The following is a 24,501-nucleotide window of genomic DNA, read 5'->3' on the forward strand; positions in this document are numbered from 1 at the left end:
ACGGACGGCAGATGCGCCCCTCCCGCCGGTAATGAGCCCGCACTACACTGCGGGCATTACATGGGGAACAACATGGCACGCATTCTGATCGTCGACGACTCACCGTCGCAGCTGTTGGGGATACAGCGCATCGTCGAGAAGCTCGGGCACCAGATCCTGACCGCCACCGATGGCGCCGCCGGGGTCGAAACCGCCAAGGCCGAGCTGCCCGACCTGGTCCTGATGGACGTGGTGATGCCCAATCTCAACGGCTTCCAGGCCACCCGCACCCTCGCCCGCGACGAGGCAACCCGGCATATTCCAGTGATCCTGGTGACCACCAAGGACCAGGACACCGACCGCATGTGGGGCATGCGCCAAGGCGCCAAGGCCTACATCACCAAGCCGTTCTCGGAAGACGAGCTGTCCGAAGTGCTGGAGCGCGTGTTCGCCGGGCAGGGCTGAGACGCGCGCGGTAGTGCCGGCCGCTGGCCGGCAATGATGTGTGATTGCCGGCCAGCGGCCGGCACTACCGGAAGGCGTGCTCAGATCGTCTCGCCAAACGCCTTGGCCAGGTTCCGGTAGGCCTTCTTCTGCGCCTCGTCGGTCGCGGCCGGGGCCACGATCTCGATCTCGACGATCTGGTCGCCATCCGGATTGCCCGGCAGGCCACGCCCGCGCAGGCGCAGCTTGCGCCCGGCATCGGAGTCGGCCGGGATCTTCAGTTCCACCGCGCCGCCCAGGGTCGGCACGCTGATGCTGGTGCCCAGCGCGGCCTGCCACGGCGTGACCGGCAGGGTGTAGAGGATGTTGCGGCCATCGACCTCGAACTGCGGGTGTGCGGCGTACTCCACTTCCAGCAGCAGGTTGCCGCCATGGTTGCCCTGCCCCGCCAGGCGGATCACCTGGCCCGGACGGATGCCCTTGGGCACGCGCACGTCCAGCTGCTTGCCGTTGACGGTGATGCGCAGGCTGTCGCCGCTGTAGGCCGCTTCCAGCGGTACCGACAGCTTGGCGCGGGTGTCGCGGTTGGGCGCATGGCCCTGGCTGCTGAATCCCGGGCCAGGGCCGGCACCGCCGCGCTGGCGCGCGAACAGGCTTTCGAAGAAGTCGCTGAAGCCGCCGTTGGCGCCACCACCCCCGAACACTTCCTCGAAGTTGAAACCACCGGCGCCGCCGTAGTTCGGCGGCACGTTGAACTCCTCGCCCGGGCGATAGCCCTGCGCGCGCAGCTGGTCGTAGGCTGCACGCTTTTCCGGGTCGCGCAGCGCCTCATAGGCCTCGTTGACCGCCTTGAACTTGTCTTCGGCCCCGGCCTCCTTGCTGACGTCCGGGTGGTACTTGCGTGCCAGCCGGCGGTAGGCGGTCTTGATCTCCGCCTCGCCCGCGCTCGGTTCCACCCCCAGGGTGGCGTAGTAATCCTTGAATTCCATCCAGCTACCTCGATCTGCTTCGGCCGCGCCGGTGGCGCCGCCCCGGGTTCATTCTACGCGCCGGCGATGCTACGCCGTCGCTCGTGCGGCCCCGGTGAGGCCGACTGATCCTGCGCAATGCGGTTGCCATCGCCCTGCCCCAGGCTATGGCTGGAAGCCCGCTCCGCAAAGCCTGAAGATGGGCCCTGCACGCCGGTTTTCCAATGTCTTGACGTCCCTGTCCCATCCGGCCCACTACGCTGCCCCAGCAAGGAGTTCCCCATGACCATCCATGTCGGCGACCGCATTCCGGAAGTCACCCTCAAGCGCATCCGCGAGGGCATTGAAACGCTCGATACGCATTCGCTGTTCGACGCGCGCAAGGTGGTGCTGTTCGCCGTGCCCGGCGCGTTCACGCCGACGTGCTCGGCCCGCCACCTGCCCGGCTACGTCGAGAAATTCGAGGCCTTCCGCCAGCGCGGCATCGATGTCTACTGCATGGCCGTCAACGACCCGTTCGTGATGAAGGCCTGGGCCGCCGATCAGCACGTGCCCGACGGCCTGCTGATGCTGTCCGACGGCAATGCCGAACTGACCCGTGCGCTCGGCCTGGAGCTCGACGCCAGTGCCTCGGGCATGGGCATCCGCTCGCGCCGTTTCGCCCTGTTCGTGGTCGACGGCGTGGTCCGCGCCGCCTGGGTTGAACAGCCCGGTCAATTCGAAGTGTCTTCGGCCGACTACGTGCTGGAGCACCTGCCCACCTGATCTCCCACCGCAAGAGGAAACGGCCAGCCATGTCCAGCAAGCCAGCCAAAGCCCCCAAGCCCACCGCGCAGATTCCCGGCATCAGCGAGCGCACGGCCCTGCGCGAGCGTGCCCGGCGCAACATCGAGGATGGTGCGATCACCGACAGCTACAGCGCCGACCGCAAGGTGGTGATCAAGCTGCTCAACGACGCACTGGCCACCGAGTACGTGTGCGTGCTGCGCTACTACCGGCACTACTTCATGGCCAAGGGCATGCTGGCCGACGCGGTGAAAGCTGAATTCCTTGAACATGCACAGCAGGAACAGGCGCATGCCGGCAAGCTGGCCGAGCGCATCGTGCAGCTCGGCGGCGAGCCCGACTTCAACCCGGATACGCTGACCGCGCGCTCGCATGCCGAATACAAGGAAGGCAGCGACCTGCGCGACATGGTCCGCGAGAACCTGGTGGCCGAACGCATCGCCATCGACAGCTACCGCGAGATGATCAACTTCATCGGCGACCGCGATACCACCACCAAGCGCATCCTCGAAGAGATCCTGGCACAGGAAGAGGAACACGCCGACGAGTTCGCCGATCTGCTGGATGGTTGGATCGGGGAGTGATCCGGTAGATGCCCACCTTGGTGGGCGCCTTTGCCGCGTGCCAACCAAGGTTGGCACCTACCAGAGCACGGCGGTGTCGTTGGCGCTGGACCGCGCGCCGCGCATGGCCCGGCGCCTACCGGAGGACAGTGAACCGTACCTGCGTCCACGCGCCGTCTGCGGCCAAGGCGGTCAGGGTATGCGCACCGGGATCGGCGAACTCGCGCTGCATCAACTGCGCGCCGTGGGTCTGCGCGATCCAGCGGCCGTCCAGCAACCAGTCCACCGCCTGCTCGCTGCCCAGCGCGCGCAGCTGCAGGCGCACGCCGTGTTCCGAATTAGGCGCGCGCGCCAGCGTGGCGCCGTCATTGAGCCCGTCCACATGCAGCGCGACGCTGGCCTCGCGCCCGTCGTCGCGGCAGTCTGGCGACAGTCCCGGCAACTGCGAAGCCTCGCGCGTGGCCTTGGGCAGCCACGGTGACAGCAACGCCGGCCAGCGCGCGATCTCGCGGGCGACTTCTTCGTGCGGCAAGCGGCAATCGGCAGACACGCGCAGTCCGCTGCGGGCATCGGCCGGGTAACGCTGCCGGCCCGGCTGCCAGCGCCGCGCCTCGCGTTCGGGGAAGGTCGGCGGTGCGGCGCCATCGAGCAGGTAGGCTGGCATCCGCCGCTGGCACAGTGCGGCCGGCAGTCCCTCGGCACGTTCGCCAGTGGGCCAGCAGATGTCTTCCTGGCTGACACTGGCCGGCATCGGCGCGGCCGCCGAATCACCACGCTGGCGCGGCAGGCTGTCCACCACTTCGAACATCAGCGGCAGCGCGGTGACCGCGCCGTACTGGCCCGGCAACGGAGTACCGTCCGGCCGGCCCACCCACACGCCCACCGTGTAGTGGCGGGTACTGCCGATCGCCCATGCATCGCGGTACCCGTAACTGGTGCCGGTCTTCCACGCCACGCGCGGGCGGCCACCGACATCGAACGTCCCGGCGCTGTATCCCGGGCGCGGGTTTGATTCGAGCATCTCGCGCACGATCCAGCTGGCGCCCGGCGAGGCCAGGCGCCGCTCGATCATCGGCTCGTCGTCGGTGTAACGCACGCGGCCGGCGATACCGCTCCGGTTGAAGGCGGCGAACGCGCCGACCAGGTCTTCCAGACGCGCGCCGGTGCCGCCCAGGATCAGCGACAGGTTGGGCGAACTGCCCGGCGGGAAGCGCAGCTGGATCCCGGCGTGCGACAGGCGGGCAGCGAAGCGCGCCGCGCCGACCCGCTGCAGCAGATCCACCGACGGCACGTTGAGCGACAGCCGCAATGCGCTGGAGGCACCGATGGGCCCATTGAAGGCCATGTCGAAGTTGCCGGGGCGGTAGCTGCCGAAACTCTGCGGTGCATCGACCAGCAGGCTTTCCGAATGGATCAGGCCATCGTCCAGCGCCATCGCGTACAGGAACGGCTTGAGCGTGGAGCCTGGCGAACGCCAGGCCTGCACCATGTCCACGTGACCCAGCCGCTGGCGGTCACCGAAGGACAATGTACCGACATAGGCGCGTGCCTGCAGGGTCCGGTTGTCGACCACCAGCAGGGCCGCCGAGGTACGCTCGGGCAGCGTCGAGAAATAGCTGGCCACGCGCTCTTCCAGCGTGCGCTGCAGGCCGATGTCGATGCTGCTCTGGATGCGTGCCTGGCCCGGATGCGCCGAGTGCAGGCGCTGCGCCAGCAGCGCGGCGTGCAAGGGAGGGCGTAGCGAACGCGCCACCACGTTCTCGACGCGCGCATCCTCCACTTCTTCCGGTGTCCACGCGCCCAGCTCGGCCATGCGTGACAGCACCTTGTCGCGCGCCTTCTGCGCAGCTTCCGGATGGCGGTCCGGGCGCAGCCGGCTGGGCGCCTGTGGCAGCACCGCCAGCAGCGCAGCCTCGGCATGCGACAGCTGCGCCGCCGGCTTGCCCAGATAGGCCCAGCTGGCCGCTTCCACGCCTTCGATGGTGCCGCCGTAGGGTGCACGCTCCAGGTACAGGGCCAGGATCTGCTGCTTGCTCAGGTGCACCTCAAGCTGCACCGCACGCAGCATCTGCTTCAGCTTGCCCCACGGGGTGCGTGAGTGCGGATCGAGAATGCGCGCGACCTGCATGGTCAGGGTCGAACCGCCGGACACGATGCGGCCGCCGCGCAGCAGCTGGCCGCTGGCCCGCAGGATCGCCAGCGGGTTGATGCCCGGATGGCGCCAGAACCAGCGGTCTTCATAGGTCAGCAACGCCTGCAGGTACAGCGGTGAGACGCTGTCGATCGAGGCTGGATAGCGCCACACGCCCTCGGCATCGGCAAACGCGCGCAATGGCGTGCCGTCGGCAGCCACCACCAGGGTGCTGGTATCACGCTGCTTCGGCAGCGGCGGCGGGAAGGCGAAATCCAGCACCAGCAGCAGCGCCAGCGTAGCGGCCATGCCCCAGCGCAGCCATGGCCACAGCGGCCGCCACCGGCGGCGCAGGGCCGCCAGCCGGTTCGTCATCGTGTTCTTCATTGCGGGTTGCCAGCAGGACGGGCCGCGCCGTCGCGGCCCGTCCGCGCGGTCACGGCTGTACCACCGTGATCGTGGTCGGGTTGCTGCGGCCGACGCCGCGCAGCTGCGGCCGGTACATGTCCTCCACCAGCGGCGGCGGCACCGAGTAGGTTCCCGGCGTCACCGCGCGGACCAGGTAGAACACGTTGGCCTTGCTGCCACGCGAGAGCTTCAGCGCGGCCACGTAGCGGTCGTCGCGGAACTCCTCGTGCTTGGTATCGGCGGCCTCACCACGGTCGCTGATGGTGATGCCATCGACCACCACGTCGGCCCACTGCTTGGCATCGCCCAGGTTGAAGTTCTCGATCTCCAGGCCCGCCGGCAGCAGGTCGGTCAGCAGTGCATCGGGCATCGTGGTGTCGGCGGTGACGGTGACGCGCACGATCAGCGCTTCGCCTTCCTTCAGCGGGCGCGGCGACCACGGCTTGCCATCGGTACCGAAGTAGCTACGTTCAATACCCACTACGCTGTTGTCCGGTGCGGGCGCACTGCGCGGGATGCCGGCCACATCAATGCTGGCGAACATCGGCGGCTGCCCCTGCGGGGTGAAGCGCACGCCGCTGGCCAGCTCGCTGGCGCTGAAGTTGCGGCCGAACAGCTTGCGCTCGCCGATGGCTTCGGTGCTGCCACCGATCACCAGCTCACCGGCCACCAGCGCCTTCTGGTTGGCGGCCAGGGCCTTGCCGAGGCGGGCAATCGCCACCTGTTCCTGCGTGCTCAGCCACATCCAGCCGGCATTGCGGCGCGCATCCAGGCCACGGCCAAGATCCACCGCACGCGCATCCCAGGCGGGCTTGGCCAGCTTGTTCTCGTGGGTCAGCGCGATCATCAGTGCATCATCGCGGATCGCACTGCCGTAGTCGCCGAAGTACGACGGACGTTCGCTGCTGGACTTGGCGAAGGCCGCCGCCAGCGCGGCCTGGCCACGCTTGGCATCACCCTGCAGCGACAGCGCCACGCCCAGGTGGACCAGCGACAGGCCACCGACCGCCTTGCTGCGTTCGTTGTCGTACAGCGTGCGCAGGGTACCCAGCGGTGCACGATTGACCCGGGCCAGCACGTAGCCCGAATACGCCTGGTTGGCGAACTTCAGCTTCTCGCGATCCTCCTGGCCATAGAACTGATTGCCGCCGGACAGCAGATCCTCGCTGAGCCGGTTGAGCGCCTTCTGCAGCACGTTGTCGGGCACCGCAAAACCGGCGTCCTTGGCGTCGAGCAGGAACTCGGTGATGTACGGCGTCAGCCACGGGTTCACGTAGCCGTCGTCACCCCACATCGAGAAGTTGCCGTTGGCCACCTGCATCGACGCCAGGCGACCGAACGCACCTTCCATGCGCTCTCTACGGGTCTTGGCATCCAGGCCATCGGCGCCGAGCATCGACGAGGTGGCCTGGTCCAGGATCAGCGCGGCGTAACCCTTGCTGGTGGTCTGCTCGGCGCAGCCATATGGATAGTTCAGCGCGCCCTGCAGTGCACTGGCGAACGGGATCGGCGGCAGCGGGCTGACCAGCAGGCGGGCATTCACCGACTCGGACATCAGGCCCTCGGTCAGGCTGTTGTCGAGGCTGACCGCGGCCAGCGGATCGAGCGTGCGCACCTGCGAACGCAGCACCTGCGGCCACGCCGCACGCACCGGCAGGTCGTAGCGGCGATCAGCCTTGAAGCCGTTGCCGTCCACCCGCACCCGCACCTTGGCCACGCTGTGGCCCTCGCGAGCCGACAATGGGAAGCTCAGCGTGGTCTTGGCGTCGGCATTCAACTGCACGCTGCGGCTGCCCTCGCCCAGGTTCAACGGGCCTTCGCTCTCCACCTTCACGTTGAACTGCCCCGGCTTGCCGGTGAAGTTCTGCACGTCCAGGGTCACGGTGCTGCGGTCGCCCGAGGCCAGCACGCGCGGCATGCTGGCTTCGGCCAGGATCGGGGCGCGCACAATGGTTTCCACGTCACGCTTGCCGTACTGGTCATCGCTGTAGACCAGCGCCGACACGCGCAGGGTGCCGTTGAAGTCCGGCACTTTCAGCCGGATGCGGGCATTGCCCTTGGCATCGAGCTGTACCGGGCCGGAGAACAGGTCCACGGTCTGCACGCGCGCGGTCGGGCGCTTGGCCTGCGGCAATGCCTGCAGCGCCATGTCGCCGCCGAACTTCAGCTTGCCGCTGCCACCATCGAAGCTCTCGATCACCCGGCTGTAGATGTCGTAGGCATCGATACCGAGGCGACGCTGGGCAAAGAAGTGTGCACCGGCATCGGGCACCGGGAAGCGGGTGATGTTGAGGATGCCCACGTCCACCGCCGAAACGGTGACGTGCGCGGTCTTGCCGGCCAGCTGCGGCGCACTGACGGTTACCGGCAGGTCCTGCTCCGGGCGCATCTGCTTGGGCGCGACCAGGCCTACGGCCACCGTGCGGCCCTTGCGGTCCATCGGCACATGCACCACGCCTACCGCGCGGGCCGGGGTGATCTTGCTCGGCGCACTGCCGCCACGGAACACCAGCGCGGTGATGTAGACGTCGTGGCGCTCCCAGTCGGCGGTGACCGGGATCTTGAAGGTCGAACCCGGCTTGGCCTCGATGTCCTGCACATACAGCATGCGGTCGGTCTCGACCATCAGGATGCCCTTGCCGGCGTGCGGCGGGGTCACCGTCACCTCCAGGGTGTCACCGGCCTTGTAACCGGTCTTGTCCAGGCCCAGCTTGACCTTGTCCGGGCGCGCATCCAGGCCACGGTTGTCATCGCCCCAGCTCCAGCCGGCACGGAACGGATAGCGGCTGGTCAGGCCGGTGGACGGATCGAACACGTCCACCCGGTACTCGCCCCACTCCACCGGGAAATCAAAGGCGACCGCGCTGTTGCCGGCATCGACGGTGCGGGTTTCCTTGTTCTCGAAACGGCGGGTGAAGTCGTAGTCCCAGCGGTTGTCGTTGAAGGTCCAGTGGTAGTCGCGCAGCTCGCGCACCAGGGTGATCTTCAGGCCCTTGGCTGGCTGCGGTGTGCCGGCGGCATCCACGCGCATCAGTTCGAAGCGTGCGTTGCCGTTGGAATCAGCACCATCGTCGGGGTTGAACAGCGGTCGCACGCCGACCAGCGCATTGGCCGGCCACATCACCCGCTTCAGGGTGCGGGTGACTGTGCGGCCGCCGGTTTCATACAGGCTGCCGGACAGCACCACGGCGATCGGCGCCTTGGCCTTGGCCGCCTCTTCCGGCAACGCCACATCCTCACGCAGCTGGCCATTGCCCGGCAGCGGGGTATCGATCACGTCCTTGGCCTCGCGCGGCAGCTGCAGGGTCGGGTCACCGAAGAAATAGCCCGGCAGGCCTTCCACCGGCTTCTGTTCGGCGGCCACCGCCATGCGTGCGGTGAAGCGGTTGCCATCGGCCGGTGCGCCATACAGGTAGGCGCCATTGGCCTGCAGGCGCAGGTCCTCACCCGGCTTCAGCGTCTTCTGCGCGCTGTCCAGGTCCAGTTTCATGCGCTCGGGCAGGAACTCCTCGATGCGCAGGGTCATGCCCTGGATCGCTTCCTTGCTGGCCGGGTCGGTGCGGAACTCGACCTGCCAGCGCCCGGTCGGCGCCTCGGCGGGGATCACCTGCTCGAAATTGATGTAGCCCTGGTCACCCGGCTGCAGGCGGGTCTCGCGGAACGTCTTGCCGTCGGGCTGCTTCAGGCGCAGGAACACCGGTTGCGCCTTGACCGGCTTGCCATCGTTGTCACGCAGCAGCGCGGACAGGCGCACGGTCTCGCCCGGGCGGTACAGGTCGCGGCCGGACCAGGCATAGACATCGAACCATGCGTTGTCGCGGCCGGCCACGGCGAATTCGCTCAGGTCCAGCGCCGGCTGGTTGAACGGCAGGAAGCTGGTGTCCTTGCCGCTGCTGGCGACCAGCACGTGGGTGGCATCCAGGGTGTAGTTCAGCAGCGCATTGCCATTGCCGTCGGTGCTGCCCTTCAGCACCACCTCGCCCTTGGCGTCGAGCACGCGCAGGTCGATGCCCTTCAGCGGCGCGCCGTCCTTGAGACCGGCGGTATGCACGAACAGCTTGTCCTTGTAGGCCCGGGTGTGCAGGCCGATGTCGCTGACCGAGAAGAACGCGGTGTCGAACTCGCCTTCGTAGTCACCGGTACGCTTGAGCAGGGCGAAGTACAGGCCCGGCTCCTGCAGTTCCTTGATGTCCTGGGTGGGCAGGTAGGTCAGCACCCGCTCGTTCTTCTTGCCCCCCAGGATGAAACGGTTGACGTACACCGGCTCGGCCAGCTTGTTGATCGGGCTGCGCTCGTAGTCGCTGCTCAGCTCCCAGCTGCCACGGCGGCCGCCGCGCTGGTACTGGCTGAAGAAGGTCGGAAGATCCTTCTCGCGCACGCGCAGGAATTCGACGTCGACTTCCGGAACGTTCACCGAGACCACCGGCAGGCCACGGCTGTCCTTGGCCGGCAGCACGCTGCCCTGCGAGGCGAAGCCAACCACCGGCTTCAGCTCGCCGCTGAACACCTTCTGCTTCAGTTCCTTGCCCAGCCGGCTGCCATCGGCGGCCAGCAGGTCCGGCGACACCACCAGGCTGAACTCCTTGCCGGCCTCGACAAACGGGTAGCGCAGGGTCAGGCCGTCATCGGACAGCGTCCAGCTGCTGTCTTCGGTACCGACCTTCTCCTCGAAGCGCACCAGCGTGTCGAAATCCTGGGTGCCGACCAGCGGGCGCGAGAACTCCAGCGCCAGCGACAGGCCGTCATTCTTCTGGTCCGGGTAGGCGCGCAGCAGGGTGAATTCCTTCACCTGCTCGGCCTTGGTGGTGATCGCCTCGCCACTGGCCTTGGGCAACTGCCCGCTGTCGTTGCGGCAGCCGGCCAGGCCCAGCAACAGGCCTCCTGCCAGTACCGCCGCCGCCCATCCCCACCGCTTCCGCCGTGCCGGACCGCTCATGTCGTCACTCCTTGATCGAGGTGGCCATTATAGGCAGGCCGCGTCAAGGCGTTGGCGCGGATTCGGCAATTGCCCGGGCGCGGGTAGTGCCGGCCGCCGGCCGGCTGGACCGGTAGCCGCCAACCTTGGTTGGCGATAGCCGTGGCAACCAAGGTTGGCACCTACCCAAGCGCCCCTCCCCCGCTGCGCCAGGCACAGGCCGATGCCGGCAACCTGTCTGGCTTGGGATCAGGCGCCCCCCAATCGTGGCGCGCAATGTCCCGGCGGAGAGAAGGCCAAGCCGCCCCAAAGTGACGGGTTCAACCCTCGATTGAGCGACTTCCCAATCGGCCTTCAGTCGCCGCTGTAGCATCGGCATCAGGCCTTCTGGACAGCAGTGAACATTGCAATGACACGAGTACGTATGATTCAGGATCCAGCGACCGGTAAGGTCTGGGGTACGCGATGTGACCGAGGTACCGTCGAAGTCACCTCCGGAAACCCGGGGAAGCTGAAGTCACAGTTGAAAGACTTCCCGAGTCCCGACGAGGCACTGAAATGGGCCATCAAACAGGAGTGGTCGCGGCTGAAAAAGGGCTTCGTACTCGTGAACCCTGCTGCTGCCGCAGGCGAACCCTGCATGCATCGTTACATTGGCGGGGGCTACACGGGAGCCCTGATGATTGCGGGTTGCAATGGGAAGCTGGCGACCAATCAGCACCAGGACGAAGACACGCATGGTGCGGCAACCGACATGTTGCTGCTCATTGGTGAAGACACTGAGATCATCCATGGTTGGCGATCAAGCAAGACGGACCTTGCCTGGTCGGCACTACCTACGGATGACCGGACAGGATTCCTGATTCGATTCGACTCTGGAATCTACCTTTGGACTTCAGATGGCAGTCCTCCCCAGCGGATCAGCGATGCATCCATACTGTCATCGCCCTTCCTGACAAGGTCCAACGGGCATGCCGCATGGTATGACGGTGAGCAGCTAACGGTAATGAGACTCGACGATGGAAGGCACATCATGCAGCTGGTGCGCTCCCCTGCGATGGTTGGCGGGCATTCCGAGCAGATGATGAGCACGCTCTCAGCGGATGCCACGATGCTTGCCTGCTGTGCCAATCCGGGGGAGATCGAGTACATCGATGTCGCCCAGGCCAAGACTGTGCGCCGACATCAGGCTGATTTTGAAATGATCGTCAAGATGGAGTGGAGCGCGGATGGACGCTGGTTGTTGGCCTTGGAACAGTATGGACGGTGGCGCCTACTGTGCCTGGACGCGGCAACAGGCGAATCCCGCCCCGGGTGGCCGGAGTTCACTGATATGACACGAACTGACTTTGCACTGGACTGCGATAGCAAGCGATTGGCCGTCATGCACCGCGGTCATATTGCACTTTATGACTTTGCAGACATGAGGGAAATTCGACGCTTTCCCGTCGATCATGTGGTGCGTACCGCGCATATTGCATGGACAGGAGACAATGCCATCTCGGTGCGAACCGACTACGGATGCCTTTCCACATATGTGATCTGATCCGGCTGAGCCTATCGCTATCGCGGGATTACACTATCTCTGCGGAACCTCAGCGGACTGCAGCGCGGACCAAAGCATCCCGGTAGATGCCAACCTTGGTTGGCGTCGGCCGTGCCAACCGAGGTTGGCACCTACCAAAGCGGGTCGAGCCACATGCCCGGCAAGCAGGCGTGGTGTCAGATCCACCAAAGCGTTGCTACCCCGGCAGGTACAGGTCCACATAGTCGGTCACCGGCATTGCCGCCAGCGCCACCGGATCCAGTGATGCCGCCAGGATGCGCTGCTGCTGGACTGTCGGGAAGCGGTGGGCCAGGTGCCGGCGGAACTTGTCCATCAGCAGCGGAATGCCTTCCTCCCGGCGTCGGGCATGGCCGAGCGGGTATTCCACCAGTACCTCGGGCAGCTCAGTACCGTCGCTGAAGCGCACGCCCAGGCCGTTGGCAATGCTGCGCTTGTCCGGGTCCAGGTAGTCGGCGCTGAGTTGCGGATCCTCATGGCAGGCCATCTTCGCCCGCAGGGCATCGATGCGTGGATCAGCGGCAACGTCGTCCTCGTAATCCTCGGCCACCAGCCGCCCGTGCAGCAGCGCGATGGCGACCATGTACTGCACGCAATGGTCGCGGTCGGCCGGGTTATGCAGCGGGCCCTGCTTGTCGATGATGCGGATGCAGGCTTCCTGGGTCCGGATCGCGATATGCGCGATGTCCTCGACCCGCCGCCCCATCGCACGCAACTGCTGGTGCAGCATGATGGCCGCCTCCACTGCGGTCTGGCCATGGAACTCGGCCGGGTAGCTGATCTTGAACAGCACGTTCTCCATCACGTAGCTGCCCAGCGGTCGCCCCAGCGTCAGTGCCTTGCCATGCATCGACACCGCTTCAAAGCCCCAGGTCGGCGCGCTGAGCACGCTGGGGTAGCCCATCTCGCCACTGGCCGCCATCAGCGCCAGGCGCACGCCACGGCTGGTCGCATCGCCAGCTGCCCAGCTCTTGCGCGAGCCGGTGTTGGGTGCGTGCCGGTAGGTGCGCAGGGACTGACCATCGACCCAGGCCAGCGACAACGCATTGAGCATGCGCTCGCGATCCAGGCCGAGCAGCTGCGCAACCACAGCGGTGGTGGCCACTTTGACCAGCACCACGTGGTCCAGCCCGACCCGGTTGAAGGAATTCTCCAGCGCCAGCACGCCCTGGATCTCGTGCGCCTTGATCATTGCCAGCAGCACGTCGCGCACGGTCGGAGGTGGGCGCCGCAGAGCCTGCGCGTTGCGCCCCAGCCAGTCGCAGACGGCAAGGATGCCACCCAGGTTGTCCGAAGGGTGCCCCCATTCGGCCGCCAGCCAGGTATCGTTGAAATCCAGCCAGCGCACCATCGCGCCGATGTTGAAGGCGGCCTGCACCGGGTCCAGCACGTAATGCGTACCCGGAACGCGCGCGCCGTTGACCACGCTGATGCCCGGCACCAGTGGACCAAGCAGTTTGCTGCAGGCCGGGAACGACAGCGCTTCCAGGCCGCAGCCCAGCGTGTCGAGCAGGCAGTGGTGCGCGGTCTGGAACGCCAGCGGTGAGTCGATGCGCGCGTCGCGCACGTAGTCGACGATGCCCACCAGCAGCGCATCCCACGCTGCACGCTCGTTGGATGGGGTGTGGCTGTCGGACATTATCGAACTCCTCGTTGCGGTGCACGGTTGCCCGTGCACCATGCCAACCAAGGTTGGCATCTATCAAAGCAATCGGTCTCTGCGGCCCGGTAGTCGCCAACCTTGGTTGGCGTTCACCAACGCATCACTCGACCGGTACCCGCACCTTGCCTTCCATCAGCACGCGGGCGCTGCGGCTCATGATGGCCTTGGTCACCGTCCATTGGCCGTCAACGAGACCGGCCTGCGCACCCACGCGCAACGTGCCGGAGGGATGGCCGAAGGTCACCGCTTCGCGTTCGCCGCCTCCAGCAGCGCGATTGACCAGCGTGCCCGGAATCGCTGCCGCGGTGCCGATCGCCACGGCAGCGGTACCCATCATCGCGTGGTGCAGCTTTCCCATCGACAACGCACGCGCATGCAGGTCGATCGCCGAGGCCGGAATGACCTTGCCACTGGACGACACGTAGTCCTGCGCCGGTGCCACGAAGGCCACCTTCGGCGTGTGCTGGCGGGTCGCCGCATCTTCCAGGTTCTTGATCAGCCCCATGCGCAAGGCGCCGTAGGCGCGGATCTTCTCGAAGCGCTCCAGCGCCCCCTTGTCCTCGTTGATCGCAGGCTGCAGTTCGGTGCCGGTGTAGCCCAGGTCGGCCGCATTGAGGAAGATGGTCGGAATGCCGGCGGTGATCATGGTCACCTCGAAACTGCCCACGCCCGGCACGTCCAGGGTGTCGACCAGGTTGCCGGTCGGGAACATCGCGCCCGCATCGCCGTCATCGGACGGATCGATGAACTCCAGCTGGATCTCGGCGGCCGGGAAGGTCACGCCATCCAGCTCGAAATCACCGGTCTCCTGCACTTCGCCATCGCGCATCGGCACGTGGGCGATGATGGTCTTGCCGATGTTGGCCTGCCAGATGCGCACGGTGCACAGGCCGTCGCGTGGCACGCGGGACGGATCGATCAGGCCGTTGGCGATCGCGAACGGACCCACCGCAGTGCTGAGGTTGCCGCAGTTGCCGCTCCAGTCGACGAAGGCGGTGTCGATCGAGACCTGGCCGTACAGGTAGTCCACATCGTGGTCCGGCACCGACGCGGTGGAAATGATCACGCATTTACTGGTGCTGGAGGTGGCGCCGCCCATGCCGTCGGTCTGCTTGCCATACGGATCGGGCGAGCCGATCACGCGCATCAGCAGCGCATCGCGTGCGGCGCCCGGCACCTGCGCGGCGTCGGGCAGGTCCTGCAGGCGGAAGAACACGCCCTTGCTGGTGCCACCGCGCATGTAGGTGGCGGGAATACGGAGTTGAGGGAGGAAAGTCATGGATCAGTATCCTGGGTGCGACGAACCAATATCGGGGTTGAGCTCCTCGTCTTCGAGCAGTGCTTCCATACCCCGCGAAGCATTCCAGATGCGCACGATGGAAACGTGCGCAGGTAGCTCCACGTAGTAGACCAGGTAGCCGTCGAAGCGACGAACCGGATGAAAACGCAACGGCGCTGGCAGCGAGGGCAACAGATCCGCATGCAATGTGGAACCAGCACCCGGGTGAGCCTCGATCAGCTTGACGACGGACTCCACCGCATCGATGAAGCCAACTTCCAGCACTTCTCCGCCCTGATCTGCATACCAGGCTGCTGCCTGGTCGAGATCTAGAACCGCTGCAGGAGACCAGTGCGAAGGTCTCACTTGCGGTTCCGAGCACGCTCACGGAGCTTGTCGAAGTGATCCGGCGCCAGAGGCGCCGAAGGACCAGAAGACAGCCCCTCGGCAATCAACTGCTTGAGCAGTGCTTCGGCCTTGCTGCGCTGGCGCTGGCGGATCAGGTCGCGCACATAGTCCGACGTGCTGGAGTAGCCGCCTTCGCGCACTTCTTCGTCCACGAACTGCTTGAGCGGATCAGTCAGCGAAATGTTCATGGTGGCCATGAGACTCTCCATTGGCAGTTTTTGCCAAGTCAGTGTGCGCCCTGCCCAGGTGTCGGACAAGCCCGCCCCCGGCCTCCGGGGGCAGGCATTCAGGCCGGTATCACGCCACCTTGGCGCCTTCCAGGAAGTCCTGCGCGAAGCGCTGCAACACGCCACCGGCCTCGTAGATCGCCACTTCCTCGTCGCTGTCCAGGCGGCAGGTGACCGGCACGATCACGTCCTGGCCGTCGCGGCGGTGGATGACCAGCGTCAGCTCGGCGCGCGGGGTGCGCTCGCCGACCACGTCGAAGGTCTCGGTGCCATCGATGCCCAGGGTCAGGCGGGTGGTACCCGGCTTGAACTCCAGCGGCAGCACGCCCATGCCGATCAGGTTGGTACGGTGAATCCGCTCGAAGCCCTCGGCCACGATCGCCTCCACGCCAGCCAGGCGCACGCCCTTGGCGGCCCAGTCACGCGAGCTGCCCTGGCCGTAGTCGGCACCGGCAATGATGATCAGCGGCTGCTTGCGCTCCATGTAGGTCTCGATGGCTTCCCACATGCGCATCACCTTGCCTTCCGGCTCCACGCGCGCCAGCGAACCCTGCTTCACGCTGCCGTCGTCGTTGCGCACCATCTCGTTGAACAGCTTCGGGTTGGCGAAGGTGGCGCGCTGCGCGGTCAGGTGGTCGCCGCGGTGGGTCGCGTAGGAATTGAAGTCCTCTTCGGGCAGGCCCATCTTCGCCAGGTACTCACCGGCGGCACTGGAGGCCAGGATCGCGTTGGACGGCGACAGGTGGTCGGTGGTGATGTTGTCCGGCAGCACCGCCAGCGGGCGCATGCCCGACAGCGTGCGCTCACCGGCCAGTGCGCCCTCCCAGTACGGCGGGCGACGGATATAGGTGCTCTGCGGGCGCCAGTCGTACAGCGGGCTGACCGTCGCGCCGTGCTCCACGCGCACATTGAACATCGGGTTGTAGACGCGGCGGAACTGCTCCGGCTTCACCGAGGCCTTGACCACGGCGTCGATCTCGGCGTCGCTCGGCCAGATGTCCTTCAGGCGCACCTCGTTGCCGTCGGCGTCCACGCCCAGCACGTCCTTCTCGATGTCAAAGCGCACGGTGCCGGCGATGGCATAGGCGATCACCAGCGGCGGCGACGCCAGGAAGGCCTGCTTCGCATACGGGTGGATGCGGCCATCGAAGTTGCGGTTGCCCGACAGCACAGCCGTGGCGTACAGGTCACGGTCGATGATCTCCTGCTGGATGGCCGGATCGAGCGCGCCGCTCATGCCGTTGCAGGTGGTGCAGGCGAAGGCGACGATGCCGAAGCCCAGCTTTTCCAGGTCCGGCAGCAGGCCGGCCTCTTCCAGGTACAGCTGCACCGCCTTCGAGCCGGGCGCCAACGATGACTTCACCCACGGCTTGCGCAGCAGGCCGCGCTCGTTGGCCTTGCGTGCCAGCAGGCCGGCAGCGATCACGTTGCGCGGGTTGGAGGTGTTGGTGCAGCTGGTGATGGCGGCGATGATCACCGCGCCATCCGGCATCAGGCCCTGCGCCTGCTCGGCCTTGCCCGCTGCCAGCTTGGCCTCGTCGGCGATGCCGCGCTCGGCCAGCTCGGCGGTCGCCACGCGCTTGTGCGGGTTGGACGGGCCGGCCATGTTGCGCACCACGCTGGACAGGTCGAAGCGCAGCACGCGCTCGTACTGTGCGGTGGCCAGGTCGTCAGCCCACAGGCCGGTGGTGCGCGCATAGTTTTCCACCAGCGCCACCTGCGATTCCTCGCGCCCGGTCAGGCGCAGGTAATCGATGGTCTGCCCGTCGATGTAGAACATCGCGGCGGTGGCGCCGTATTCGGGGCACATGTTGGAGATGGTGGCGCGGTCACCGATGGTCAGTGCCGCCGCTCCCTCGCCGAAGAATTCAAGGTACGCGCCGACCACGCGCTCCTTGCGCAGGAATTCGGTCAGCGCCAGCACCACGTCGGTGGCGGTGATGCCCGGCTGCGGCCTGCCGGTCAGCTCGACGCCGATGATATCCGGCAGTCGCATCCACGAGGCACGACCGAGCATCACGTTCTCGGCTTCCAGGCCGCCCACACCAATCGCGATCACGCCCAGCGCATCCACGTGCGGGGTGTGGCTGTCGGTGCCCACGCAGGTGTCGGGGAAGGCTACGCCGTCCTGCACGTAGATCACCGGCGACATCTTCTCCAGGTTGATCTGGTGCATGATGCCGTTGCCCGGCGGAATCACGTCCACGTTCTCGAACGCCAGCTTGGTCCAGTCGATGAAGTGGAAGCGGTCTTCGTTGCGGCGATCCTCGATCGCGCGGTTCTTCTCGAACGCCTGCGGATCGAAACCACCACACTCCACCGCCAGCGAGTGATCGACGATCAGCTGCACCGGCACCACCGGATTCACCTTGGCCGGGTCGCCGCCCTTGTCGGCGATCGCATCGCGCAGGCCGGCCAGGTCGACCAGTGCGGTCTGGCCGAGGATGTCGTGGCAGACCACGCGCGCGGGGAACCATGGGAAATCGAGGTCGCGGCGGCGCTCGATCAACTGCTTCAGCGAGTCGCCAAGCGTGGCCGGATCGCAGCGGCGCACCAGGTTCTCGGCCAGCACGCGCGAGGTGTACGGCAGGGTGGCGTAGGCGCCGGGCTGGATTGCATCTACGGCGGCGCGCGCGTCGAAATAGTCCAGCGCGCTGCCGGGGAGGTTCTTGCGGTAATCGGTATTCATGGGCTGGCGGAATGCTTGGGGCGGGCCGGGTGCCGGCGGTGCGGCGGCGAAAGCATCCGGCCGGCACGCGGCCGGCCGGATGGGGACAGCAGGTGGATCAGACGCGCTTGTCGATGGCGACGAAGTCGCGGTCTTCCGGACCGATGTAGTTGGCGCTCGGGCGGATGATCTTGCCGTCGATGCGCTGCTCGATGATGTGCGCGCTCCAGCCGGCGGTGCGCGCGATCACGAACAGCGGGGTGAACATCGCGGTCGGCACGCCCATCATGTGGTAGCTGACGGCGCTGAACCAGTCCAGGTTCGGGAACATCTTCTTGATGTCCCACATCACCGATTCCAGGCGCTCGGCGATATCGTACATCTTCATGCTCGACTGTTCTTCGGACAGCTCGCGGGCCACGTCCTTGATCACCTTGTTGCGCGGATCGGAGACGGTATAGACCGGATGGCCGAAGCCGATCACCACTTCCTTGCGCTCGACGCGGGCCTTGATGTCTTCCTCGGCCTCATCCGGATTGTCGTAGCGCTTCTGCACTTCGAACGCCACTTCATTGGCGCCGCCGTGCTTCGGGCCACGCAGTGCGCCGATGCCACCGCAGATCGCGCTGTACATGTCGCTGCCGGTACCGGCGATGACACGACAGGTGAAGGTCGAGGCGTTGAACTCGTGTTCTGCGTACAGGATCAGCGAGGTGTGCATCGCCTTCACCCACGAGTCCTGCGGCTTCTCGCCGTGCAGCAGGTGCAGGAAGTGGCCACCGATCGAGTCATCGTCGGTTTCCACGTCGATGGCACGGCCGTTGTGGCTCCAGTGGTACCAGTACAGCAGCATCGAGCCGAGGCAGGCCATCAGCTTGTCGGCAATGTCGCGCGCGCCCGGATGATTGTGGTCATCCTTCTCCGGCGCCACACAGCCGAGCACGGACACACCGGTGCGCATCACGTCCATCGGGTGTGCCGACGGCGGAAGTTCTTCCAGTGCGGCCTTCACCGCGGCCGGGATGCCACGCAGCGACTTCAGCTTGGCCTTGTACGAAACCAGCTCGGCGCGGGTTGGCAGCTTGCCGTGCACCAGCAGGTAGGCGATTTCCTCGAACTCGCTGGTGTTGGCCAGGTCCAGGATGTCGTAGCCACGGTAATGCAGGTCGTTGCCACTGCGGCCCACGCTGCACAGCGCGGTGTTGCCGGCGGCGGTGCCGGACAGGGCGACGGACTTCTTCGGCTTGAAGGTCGGGGTTGCGGTCGTATCGTTCATGTTTCCCTCCGAAACTTGATGGTGCAGGGTACTGCTTATTTCTTGGCGGCGAACAGCGCATCGAGCTGCTGCTCGAAGGCGTGGTAGCCGATGCGGTCGTAGAGTTCTTCGCGGGTCTGCATGGTTTCCACCACGTTGCGCTGGTGGCCATCGCGGCGCACCGCCTGGTAGACGTTCTCGGCCGCCTTGTTGGCCGCTCGGAACGCCGACAGCGGGAACAGCTGGATCGCAACACCGGCCGAAGCCAGTTCATCGCGGCTGAACAGCGGGGTGGCACCGAATTCGGTGATGTTGGCCAGCACCGGCACCTTCACCGCGTCGACGAAGCGACGGTAGGTGTCCAGGTCGTAGGCCGCCTCGGCGAAGATACCGTCGGCACCGGCCTCGACACAGGCAATGGCGCGCTCGATGGCCTTGTCCACGCCGTCCACCTGGATGGCGTCGGTACGCGCGATCAGGAAGAAGTCCGGATCGGTCTTGGCATCGGCGGCAGCCTTCACGCGGTCGACCATTTCACCCTGCGAGACGATCTCCTTGCCCGGACGGTGACCGCAGCGCTTGGCGCCAACCTGGTCTTCGATGTGGCAGGCGGCCGCGCCGGCCTTGATCAGCGACTTCACGGTGCGCGCGATGTTGAACGCACTCGGCCCGAAGCCGGTATCGATGTCCACCATCAGCGGCAGGTCGCAGACATCGGTGATGCGGCGCACGTCCACCAGCACGTCTTCCAGGGTGTTGATGCCCAGGTCCGGCAGGCCCAGCGAGCCCGCGGCAACACCGCCGCCGGACAGATAGATGGCGCGGAAGCCGGCGCGCTTGGCCAGCAGGGCGTGGTTGGCGTTGATGGCGCCGATCACCTGCAGCGGCGATTCGGCAGCAAGCGCCTCACGGAAGCGGGCACCGGCGGAGAAAGGGGCGGAAGCGGTCATGCGGCAATCCAGGTTGGAGAACGGATAGATAGGCGCAAGCACCATGCCAAGCTGCAAGCCGTTGATTTCACGGGGATGACCACCACGCAATAGTGAAACATATGAAACATTGAAACGGATATATCATGAAACATCACGTCGACCTCCAGCCGCCATGTACCTGCCCCGCTCACCCCTGCGCCACGCCGACACCGACCCCGGTCGCCCGGTGATCTGGACGGTCAGCGTCTCGCGCCTGACCGGCCTGCTCGGCGATGTCATTCCCGAATTCGATCGACGCGCGCGCATCGAGCAGATCAACCTAGGTTTCGAGGAAGCGGTGGATGTGATCGGTCAACGCCTGCGCCGCGAGCATTGCGACGTGGTCATCGCCGGCGGCTCCAACGCGGCCTGGCTGCGCGGTCGGCTGGGGCTGCCACTGGTGCCGATCCAGGCCAATGGCTTCGACCTGATGGAAGCGTTGGCCCGTGCCCGCCGCATCGCCAGCCGCATCGGCCTGGTCACCCACGCCAGCGACGTACCGGCGTTCAGCAACTTCCAGCAGAGTTTCGGCCTGGATATCGAGCACCGCCGCTTCGTCACCCGCGAGGATGCGCGCGACTGCATCGCCGACCTGCGCGCCAACGGCATCGAGGTCATCGTCGGCACCGGCATGGCCATCGACCATGCCGAGCAGGCCGGCCTGCCGGGGGTACTGCTCTATTCGGCCGACTCGGTGCGGCAGGCGTTTGAACATGCGCTGGAGCTGACCCAGGCGCTGGCCCGCTCCAGCGGCAACCGAGCCGCCCCGCGCCGGCGCCCGGCAGCGCGTGCCGACACGCATGAACTGCTCGGCGACAGCCAAGCGATGGCCCAGGTGCGCGCACAGATCGCGCTCTATGCACCGCATGACAGCACCGTACTGGTGACCGGCGAAACCGGCACCGGCAAGGAACTGGTAGCGCGTCAACTGCACGCCGCCAGCGGCCGTCGCGGGCGCTTCGTGGCGCTGAACTGCGGCGCCATCAGCGAATCACTGCTGGAAGCCGAACTGTTTGGCTACAGCGATGGTGCCTTCACTGGTGCACGGCGCGGTGGTCGCGTGGGCCTGGTCGAGGCCGCCGATGGCGGTACGTTGTTCCTGGATGAGATCGGCGAACTGCCGCTGCCGTTGCAGACCCGCCTGCTGCGCGTGCTGGAAGAACGCGAGGTGCTGCGTGTCGGCGCTACCGAACCGACCGCAGTCGACCTGCGCGTGGTGGCCGCCACCCTGAAGTCGCTGGAACAGCACGCGGCGACCGGCAGCTTCCGTCGCGACCTGTATTACCGGCTGGCCGCGCTACGCATCGCCCTGCCCCCGCTGCGTGCGCGGCGCAGTGACATCCCGCTGCTGGCACAGCACTTCTTCCGCCAGCTGCGTGGCATCGACGCGCCATTGGATGAGGAGGCACTGGCGTTGCTGAGCGCGGCCGAGTGGCCGGGAAACGTGCGCGAACTGCGCAATCTGGTGGATCGACTACGCATCCACTGGCAGCCTGGGGAAGGGTTGATCGATGCAGCGCGGCTGCTGCAGCTGGCACCCGAGCTGGTGCATGAAGGTGTCGCGGCGTTGCCGGTGGAAAGCAACGGCAAGCGGCCACCGCGTGCGCAGCTGGAAGCACTGCTGCGGGAACACCGGCATGATCGTGAGGGCATGGCGCAGGCGCTGGGGGTATCCCGCACCACGCTGTGGCGCTGGTTGCGCGCTGAAGGGTTGTAGAAGTCGAGCTTGCTCGACTGCTTCATCTAAGCCGCCCGATCATCATCGTTGATGTACCAAACGATGAAATCTACGAAATTCTTCCAACGGGCAGGAGTTTCACCCGAAAGAAACTGATCATGCCGAGCCAGGCAATAGTCATGCACATCTTCCTTTCGCACATCGTACAAATACATCCCCTCACCTTCGTCAGATGACAACGGAAGAAAATCCGCTGGGAGCTCGTAACGATCCCAAACGTACTCAGCCTGGTCTGGAATCTTCGGAATTCCAGGACCAACGATACGCAACAACTCAAGCCTACCGCTCACAGCAGGCAGCGCGCCATTGACCGCCATGTAGAAAATCCACATATCGCAGTGAGGAGCAACGCCCAAGCGACGCATGACGTCGGCCGCCGAAGCGCAATCAGGATTCCGACGATCCGGGTACGCGCGAACCACGCGCCGGATCAGATCATTCATCCGCATTCAACTGCCTCCGCATCACTCAATGTTCAACGCGCCCAGCGCACTTCTATCGCGAACCGCCCACTCCCAACTGTGGCAATCCACAACAGCAACACACCCAGCGGCACTTCGCTCAGGTAGAAGAACCAGCTCAACCAATCCGGCACGCTCAGTCCCGCAGGAATGCGCGCGATGCCATCGGTAAGTGCCGCCACCGCGCAGATCCCCGCCAGCAACAGGGCCGAGGGCGGCTCAAAAGGCCCAGTGCCAGCAGTCCACCCGCAATCCATTCGATCACGCCGAGCACCGGCGCACTGAACACCGGGAACGGGATCCTCGCATCGACCAGCGTATGCACCATGCGTTCGCGGCCCGCATCGGTGAACACCTTGTTCCAGCCGGACACGCAGAACATCACCCCGGCCACGATTCGGGCGATCAACAGCAGGAACGCTTCCACGCCGTGACGCGGCGGCGGCACCGCAAACAGGCAACGCCAGGAGGGCATGGCAACTCCGGAAGTCGAGAACATCCGTCGGAGTGTGCCGGTTAAGGGCCTGCTCGCAGATGAAGCAAGCCGGTCCATTTGCGACAGCCTGCTCTTGTGGAGTCGAGCCCTGCTCGACTGCCTCATGCGTCGGAGCAGCACCCGAGCACGGCACGGCTCTACAACCGCCGCCCGTCAGCGAGCAGCAGCTCGATGTCCTCCACCTGCACCACCGGTACCTGCCACGGATGATGCGGCACGATGCCCTGCTCGAAGATGCGCTGCAGCCGCTGCGGATCGCGCGGCAGGCAGAATTCCAGGCGCACGCTGTCGACCACTTCGGTGCGACCCGCTTCACCCTGCACGGGCGACGCCCCCATGCGTGGGCGGAACTGCTCGAATCCCGGCGCCGACCACCACATGCCATGCTCGTAGTCGCCGGCCGCGAGCGCATCCACCGCGAGGATGCCCCGCTTCACTGCGTCCAGCGCGACCGATGGAACAAACACCACCACGCGATACAGCGCCACGCGATTCACGCCGATGGCTCCAGTGGCATGCGGAAATAGACCACCCGTTCGGTCTCTTCGAAGCCGCAGGCCCGATGCGCGGCGTGAGCCTGCACGTCTTCCACGCGACTGTCCGAAGCCAGTTCGCGGCAGCCCGCGTCGCGCGTCCATGCCCGCACCGCCGCCAGCAGGGCGCGGCCCACGCCGCGGCCTTGCCACTGCGGCTGCACGTACCAGCCCTCCAGGAAGCCCACCGGCGAGGAATCGGTGCCGTTCACGTAGTCATGGCGCAGGCGCACTTCGGCGAAGCCGATCGCCTGGCCACCCGCTGCACACGCCAGGAAAACCGCACCTGCGTCCTCGGCCAGCGCCGCCACCAGCGTCTCCAGCGGATCATCGGCATCGGGCCACAGGCCCAGACGCAGCTGCGCCCACGCAACCGCATCGGCCGCCGTGGCCGGGCGGGTCGTGGCCGCGCTGCCGGTCACGGGTACAGCAGGCGCTTGCTCCAGCGCCCTTCCGCACCGGCTTCATAGCACCAGCGCTCGTGCAGGCGGAACTGCGCGCCGTACCAGAACTCGATGCGGTCGGGCACCACACGCAGGCCACTCCAGCCCTCCGGGCGCGGCACGTCCTTGCCTTCGAAGCGCGCTTCGACCTCGGCCACGCGCGCGTCGAATTCCTCGCGCGTGGCCAGCGTCTTCGACTGCTGCGAAGCCCAGGCGCCGATCTGGCTCATCCGCGGGCGGCTGGCGAAATAGGCGTCGGCCTCGGCATCGGCCACCTGCTCGACGCGACCCTCGATGCGCACCTGGATGCCGGCCTCGCGCAGGCTGCGCCACAGGAACAGCAGTGCAGCCTGCGGATTGGCCTGCAGCTCCCGGCCCTTGTGGCTGTCCAGGTGGGTGTAGAACACGAAGCCACGCTCATCGAACGCCTTCAGCAGCACGGTGCGCGCCGACGGACGGCCGTGCGTATCGGCGGTGGCCACGGTCATGGCATTCGGCTCGACCTCGCGGCTCTGTTTGGCCTCGTCGAACAGGCCGGCAAACGTGGACAGGGCTTCGGCGTACAGGTCGCTCATGGTTGCGTTCTTCTCACACGGATTGG

The 24,501-nt window shown here is 66.1% G+C and carries 19 protein-coding genes and 1 pseudogene; 5 read left to right on the forward strand and 15 right to left on the reverse strand.

Annotated elements, in window-relative coordinates:
- Positions 1 to 72 precede the first annotated feature (72 nt).
- Complete coding sequence (gene pilH / locus ACSYHF_RS15075) at positions 73 to 444, forward strand: twitching motility response regulator PilH (protein WP_005410644.1); 372 nt, start codon at positions 73 to 75, stop codon at positions 442 to 444.
- A gap of 80 nt (positions 445 to 524) precedes the next feature.
- Here the strand turns inward: pilH and ACSYHF_RS15080 are convergent, their stop codons facing one another.
- Complete coding sequence (locus ACSYHF_RS15080; RefSeq protein WP_005418339.1) at positions 525 to 1,412, reverse strand: DnaJ C-terminal domain-containing protein; 888 nt, start codon at positions 1,410 to 1,412, stop codon at positions 525 to 527.
- 261 nt (positions 1,413 to 1,673) lie between these two features.
- Between ACSYHF_RS15080 and ACSYHF_RS15085 the strand changes: the two genes are divergently transcribed.
- Both ACSYHF_RS15085 and ACSYHF_RS15090 read left to right on the forward strand, forming a co-directional pair.
- Positions 1,674 to 2,156 (forward strand): peroxiredoxin, encoded by a 483-nt coding sequence (locus ACSYHF_RS15085; protein WP_005418341.1) that lies wholly within the window; start codon positions 1,674 to 1,676, stop codon positions 2,154 to 2,156.
- A 29-nt stretch (positions 2,157 to 2,185) separates the two neighbouring features.
- Positions 2,186 to 2,761, forward strand: a complete 576-nt coding sequence (locus tag ACSYHF_RS15090) for a ferritin-like domain-containing protein (RefSeq protein ID WP_005418343.1) — start codon at positions 2,186 to 2,188, stop codon at positions 2,759 to 2,761.
- Between the two features lie 115 nt (positions 2,762 to 2,876).
- Here the strand turns inward: ACSYHF_RS15090 and pbpC are convergent, their stop codons facing one another.
- Entirely contained in the window at positions 2,877 to 5,258 is a 2,382-nt protein-coding gene (gene pbpC / locus ACSYHF_RS15095) for a penicillin-binding protein 1C (protein WP_262221076.1), read from the reverse strand.
- A 49-nt stretch (positions 5,259 to 5,307) separates the two neighbouring features.
- A complete protein-coding gene (locus tag ACSYHF_RS15100) occupies positions 5,308 to 10,215 on the reverse strand; it encodes an alpha-2-macroglobulin family protein (protein ID WP_262221075.1) in 4,908 nt (1,635 codons plus the stop codon).
- A gap of 502 nt (positions 10,216 to 10,717) precedes the next feature.
- Here ACSYHF_RS15100 and ACSYHF_RS15105 point away from each other — a divergent pair.
- Complete coding sequence (locus ACSYHF_RS15105; protein WP_141239381.1) at positions 10,718 to 11,740, forward strand: hypothetical protein; 1,023 nt, start codon at positions 10,718 to 10,720, stop codon at positions 11,738 to 11,740.
- A 196-nt stretch (positions 11,741 to 11,936) separates the two neighbouring features.
- On the opposite strand, the gene ACSYHF_RS15110 is transcribed toward ACSYHF_RS15105, so the two are convergent.
- The 7 genes from ACSYHF_RS15110 to prpB form a co-directional block, all read right to left on the reverse strand.
- Positions 11,937 to 13,397, reverse strand: coding sequence for a bifunctional 2-methylcitrate dehydratase/aconitate hydratase (locus ACSYHF_RS15110; protein ID WP_111129190.1), 1,461 nt, complete (start codon positions 13,395 to 13,397; stop codon positions 11,937 to 11,939).
- Positions 13,398 to 13,521: 124 nt separating this feature from the next.
- A complete protein-coding gene (prpF, locus tag ACSYHF_RS15115) occupies positions 13,522 to 14,700 on the reverse strand; it encodes a 2-methylaconitate cis-trans isomerase PrpF (RefSeq protein ID WP_005418353.1) in 1,179 nt (392 codons plus the stop codon).
- 3 nt (positions 14,701 to 14,703) lie between these two features.
- Positions 14,704 to 15,066 carry a type II toxin-antitoxin system RelE/ParE family toxin gene (locus ACSYHF_RS15120; protein ID WP_069139389.1) on the reverse strand — a complete coding sequence of 121 codons (363 nt, stop codon included), beginning with the start codon at positions 15,064 to 15,066 and terminating at the stop codon, positions 14,704 to 14,706.
- Entirely contained in the window at positions 15,063 to 15,305 is a 243-nt protein-coding gene (locus ACSYHF_RS15125; protein WP_065178214.1) for a type II toxin-antitoxin system ParD family antitoxin, read from the reverse strand. Before ACSYHF_RS15125 ends, ACSYHF_RS15120 begins: the two co-directional genes overlap by 4 nt.
- 100 nt (positions 15,306 to 15,405) lie before the next feature.
- Entirely contained in the window at positions 15,406 to 18,024 is a 2,619-nt protein-coding gene (gene acnD / locus ACSYHF_RS15130) for a Fe/S-dependent 2-methylisocitrate dehydratase AcnD (protein ID WP_262221072.1), read from the reverse strand.
- 97 nt (positions 18,025 to 18,121) lie between these two features.
- On the reverse strand, positions 18,122 to 19,279 hold the full coding sequence (gene prpC / locus ACSYHF_RS15135) for a bifunctional 2-methylcitrate synthase/citrate synthase (protein ID WP_005418357.1): 1,158 nt from the start codon (positions 19,277 to 19,279) through the stop codon (positions 18,122 to 18,124).
- Positions 19,280 to 19,314: 35 nt separating this feature from the next.
- Entirely contained in the window at positions 19,315 to 20,208 is an 894-nt protein-coding gene (prpB, locus tag ACSYHF_RS15140) for a methylisocitrate lyase (protein WP_005418360.1), read from the reverse strand.
- Between the two features lie 154 nt (positions 20,209 to 20,362).
- On the opposite strand from prpB, the gene prpR reads away from it, so the two are divergent.
- Complete coding sequence (gene prpR / locus ACSYHF_RS15145) at positions 20,363 to 21,946, forward strand: propionate catabolism operon regulatory protein PrpR (RefSeq protein WP_095378348.1); 1,584 nt, start codon at positions 20,363 to 20,365, stop codon at positions 21,944 to 21,946.
- Positions 21,947 to 21,972: 26 nt separating this feature from the next.
- Here prpR and ACSYHF_RS15150 read toward each other — a convergent pair whose 3' ends face one another.
- The 5 genes and pseudogenes from ACSYHF_RS15150 to pdxH all read right to left on the reverse strand — a co-directional run bounded on the left by ACSYHF_RS15150 (position 21,973) and on the right by pdxH (position 24,475).
- Positions 21,973 to 22,410 carry an SMI1/KNR4 family protein gene (locus ACSYHF_RS15150; protein ID WP_238562418.1) on the reverse strand — a complete coding sequence of 146 codons (438 nt, stop codon included), beginning with the start codon at positions 22,408 to 22,410 and terminating at the stop codon, positions 21,973 to 21,975.
- Positions 22,411 to 22,442: 32 nt separating this feature from the next.
- Positions 22,443 to 22,903: pseudogene (locus ACSYHF_RS15155) on the reverse strand (DoxX family protein).
- Positions 22,904 to 23,061: 158 nt separating this feature from the next.
- Positions 23,062 to 23,421, reverse strand: coding sequence for a hypothetical protein (locus ACSYHF_RS15160; protein WP_005418368.1), 360 nt, complete (start codon positions 23,419 to 23,421; stop codon positions 23,062 to 23,064).
- Positions 23,418 to 23,879, reverse strand: a complete 462-nt coding sequence (aac(6')-Iak, locus tag ACSYHF_RS15165) for an aminoglycoside N-acetyltransferase AAC(6')-Iak (protein ID WP_005418370.1) — start codon at positions 23,877 to 23,879, stop codon at positions 23,418 to 23,420. Before aac(6')-Iak ends, ACSYHF_RS15160 begins: the two co-directional genes overlap by 4 nt.
- Positions 23,876 to 24,475: a pyridoxamine 5'-phosphate oxidase gene (gene pdxH, locus ACSYHF_RS15170; protein ID WP_197599076.1), complete on the reverse strand. Its 600-nt coding sequence runs from the start codon at positions 24,473 to 24,475 to the stop codon at positions 23,876 to 23,878. Before pdxH ends, aac(6')-Iak begins: the two co-directional genes overlap by 4 nt.
- Between the last annotated feature and the right edge of the window lie 26 nt (positions 24,476 to 24,501).

The organism is Stenotrophomonas maltophilia group sp. P373 (assembly GCF_053295075.1).

Excerpts from the sequence above, each read along its gene's own strand:
- pilH (WP_005410644.1), top strand. The coding sequence starts at position 73 with ATGGCACGCATTCTGATCGTCGACGACTCACCGTCGCAGCTGTTGGGG.
- ACSYHF_RS15080 (WP_005418339.1), bottom strand. The coding sequence starts at position 1,412 with ATGGAATTCAAGGATTACTACGCCACCCTGGGGGTGGAACCGAGCGCG.
- ACSYHF_RS15085 (WP_005418341.1), top strand. The coding sequence starts at position 1,674 with ATGACCATCCATGTCGGCGACCGCATTCCGGAAGTCACCCTCAAGCGC.
- ACSYHF_RS15090 (WP_005418343.1), top strand. The coding sequence starts at position 2,186 with ATGTCCAGCAAGCCAGCCAAAGCCCCCAAGCCCACCGCGCAGATTCCC.
- pbpC (WP_262221076.1), bottom strand. The coding sequence starts at position 5,258 with ATGAAGAACACGATGACGAACCGGCTGGCGGCCCTGCGCCGCCGGTGG.
- ACSYHF_RS15100 (WP_262221075.1), bottom strand. The coding sequence starts at position 10,215 with ATGAGCGGTCCGGCACGGCGGAAGCGGTGGGGATGGGCGGCGGCGGTA.
- ACSYHF_RS15110 (WP_111129190.1), bottom strand. The coding sequence starts at position 13,397 with ATGTCCGACAGCCACACCCCATCCAACGAGCGTGCAGCGTGGGATGCG.
- prpF (WP_005418353.1), bottom strand. The coding sequence starts at position 14,700 with ATGACTTTCCTCCCTCAACTCCGTATTCCCGCCACCTACATGCGCGGT.
- ACSYHF_RS15125 (WP_065178214.1), bottom strand. The coding sequence starts at position 15,305 with ATGGCCACCATGAACATTTCGCTGACTGATCCGCTCAAGCAGTTCGTG.
- acnD (WP_262221072.1), bottom strand. The coding sequence starts at position 18,024 with ATGAATACCGATTACCGCAAGAACCTCCCCGGCAGCGCGCTGGACTAT.
- prpC (WP_005418357.1), bottom strand. The coding sequence starts at position 19,279 with ATGAACGATACGACCGCAACCCCGACCTTCAAGCCGAAGAAGTCCGTC.
- prpB (WP_005418360.1), bottom strand. The coding sequence starts at position 20,208 with ATGACCGCTTCCGCCCCTTTCTCCGCCGGTGCCCGCTTCCGTGAGGCG.
- prpR (WP_095378348.1), top strand. The coding sequence starts at position 20,363 with ATGTACCTGCCCCGCTCACCCCTGCGCCACGCCGACACCGACCCCGGT.
- ACSYHF_RS15150 (WP_238562418.1), bottom strand. The coding sequence starts at position 22,410 with ATGAATGATCTGATCCGGCGCGTGGTTCGCGCGTACCCGGATCGTCGG.
- pdxH (WP_197599076.1), bottom strand. The coding sequence starts at position 24,475 with ATGAGCGACCTGTACGCCGAAGCCCTGTCCACGTTTGCCGGCCTGTTC.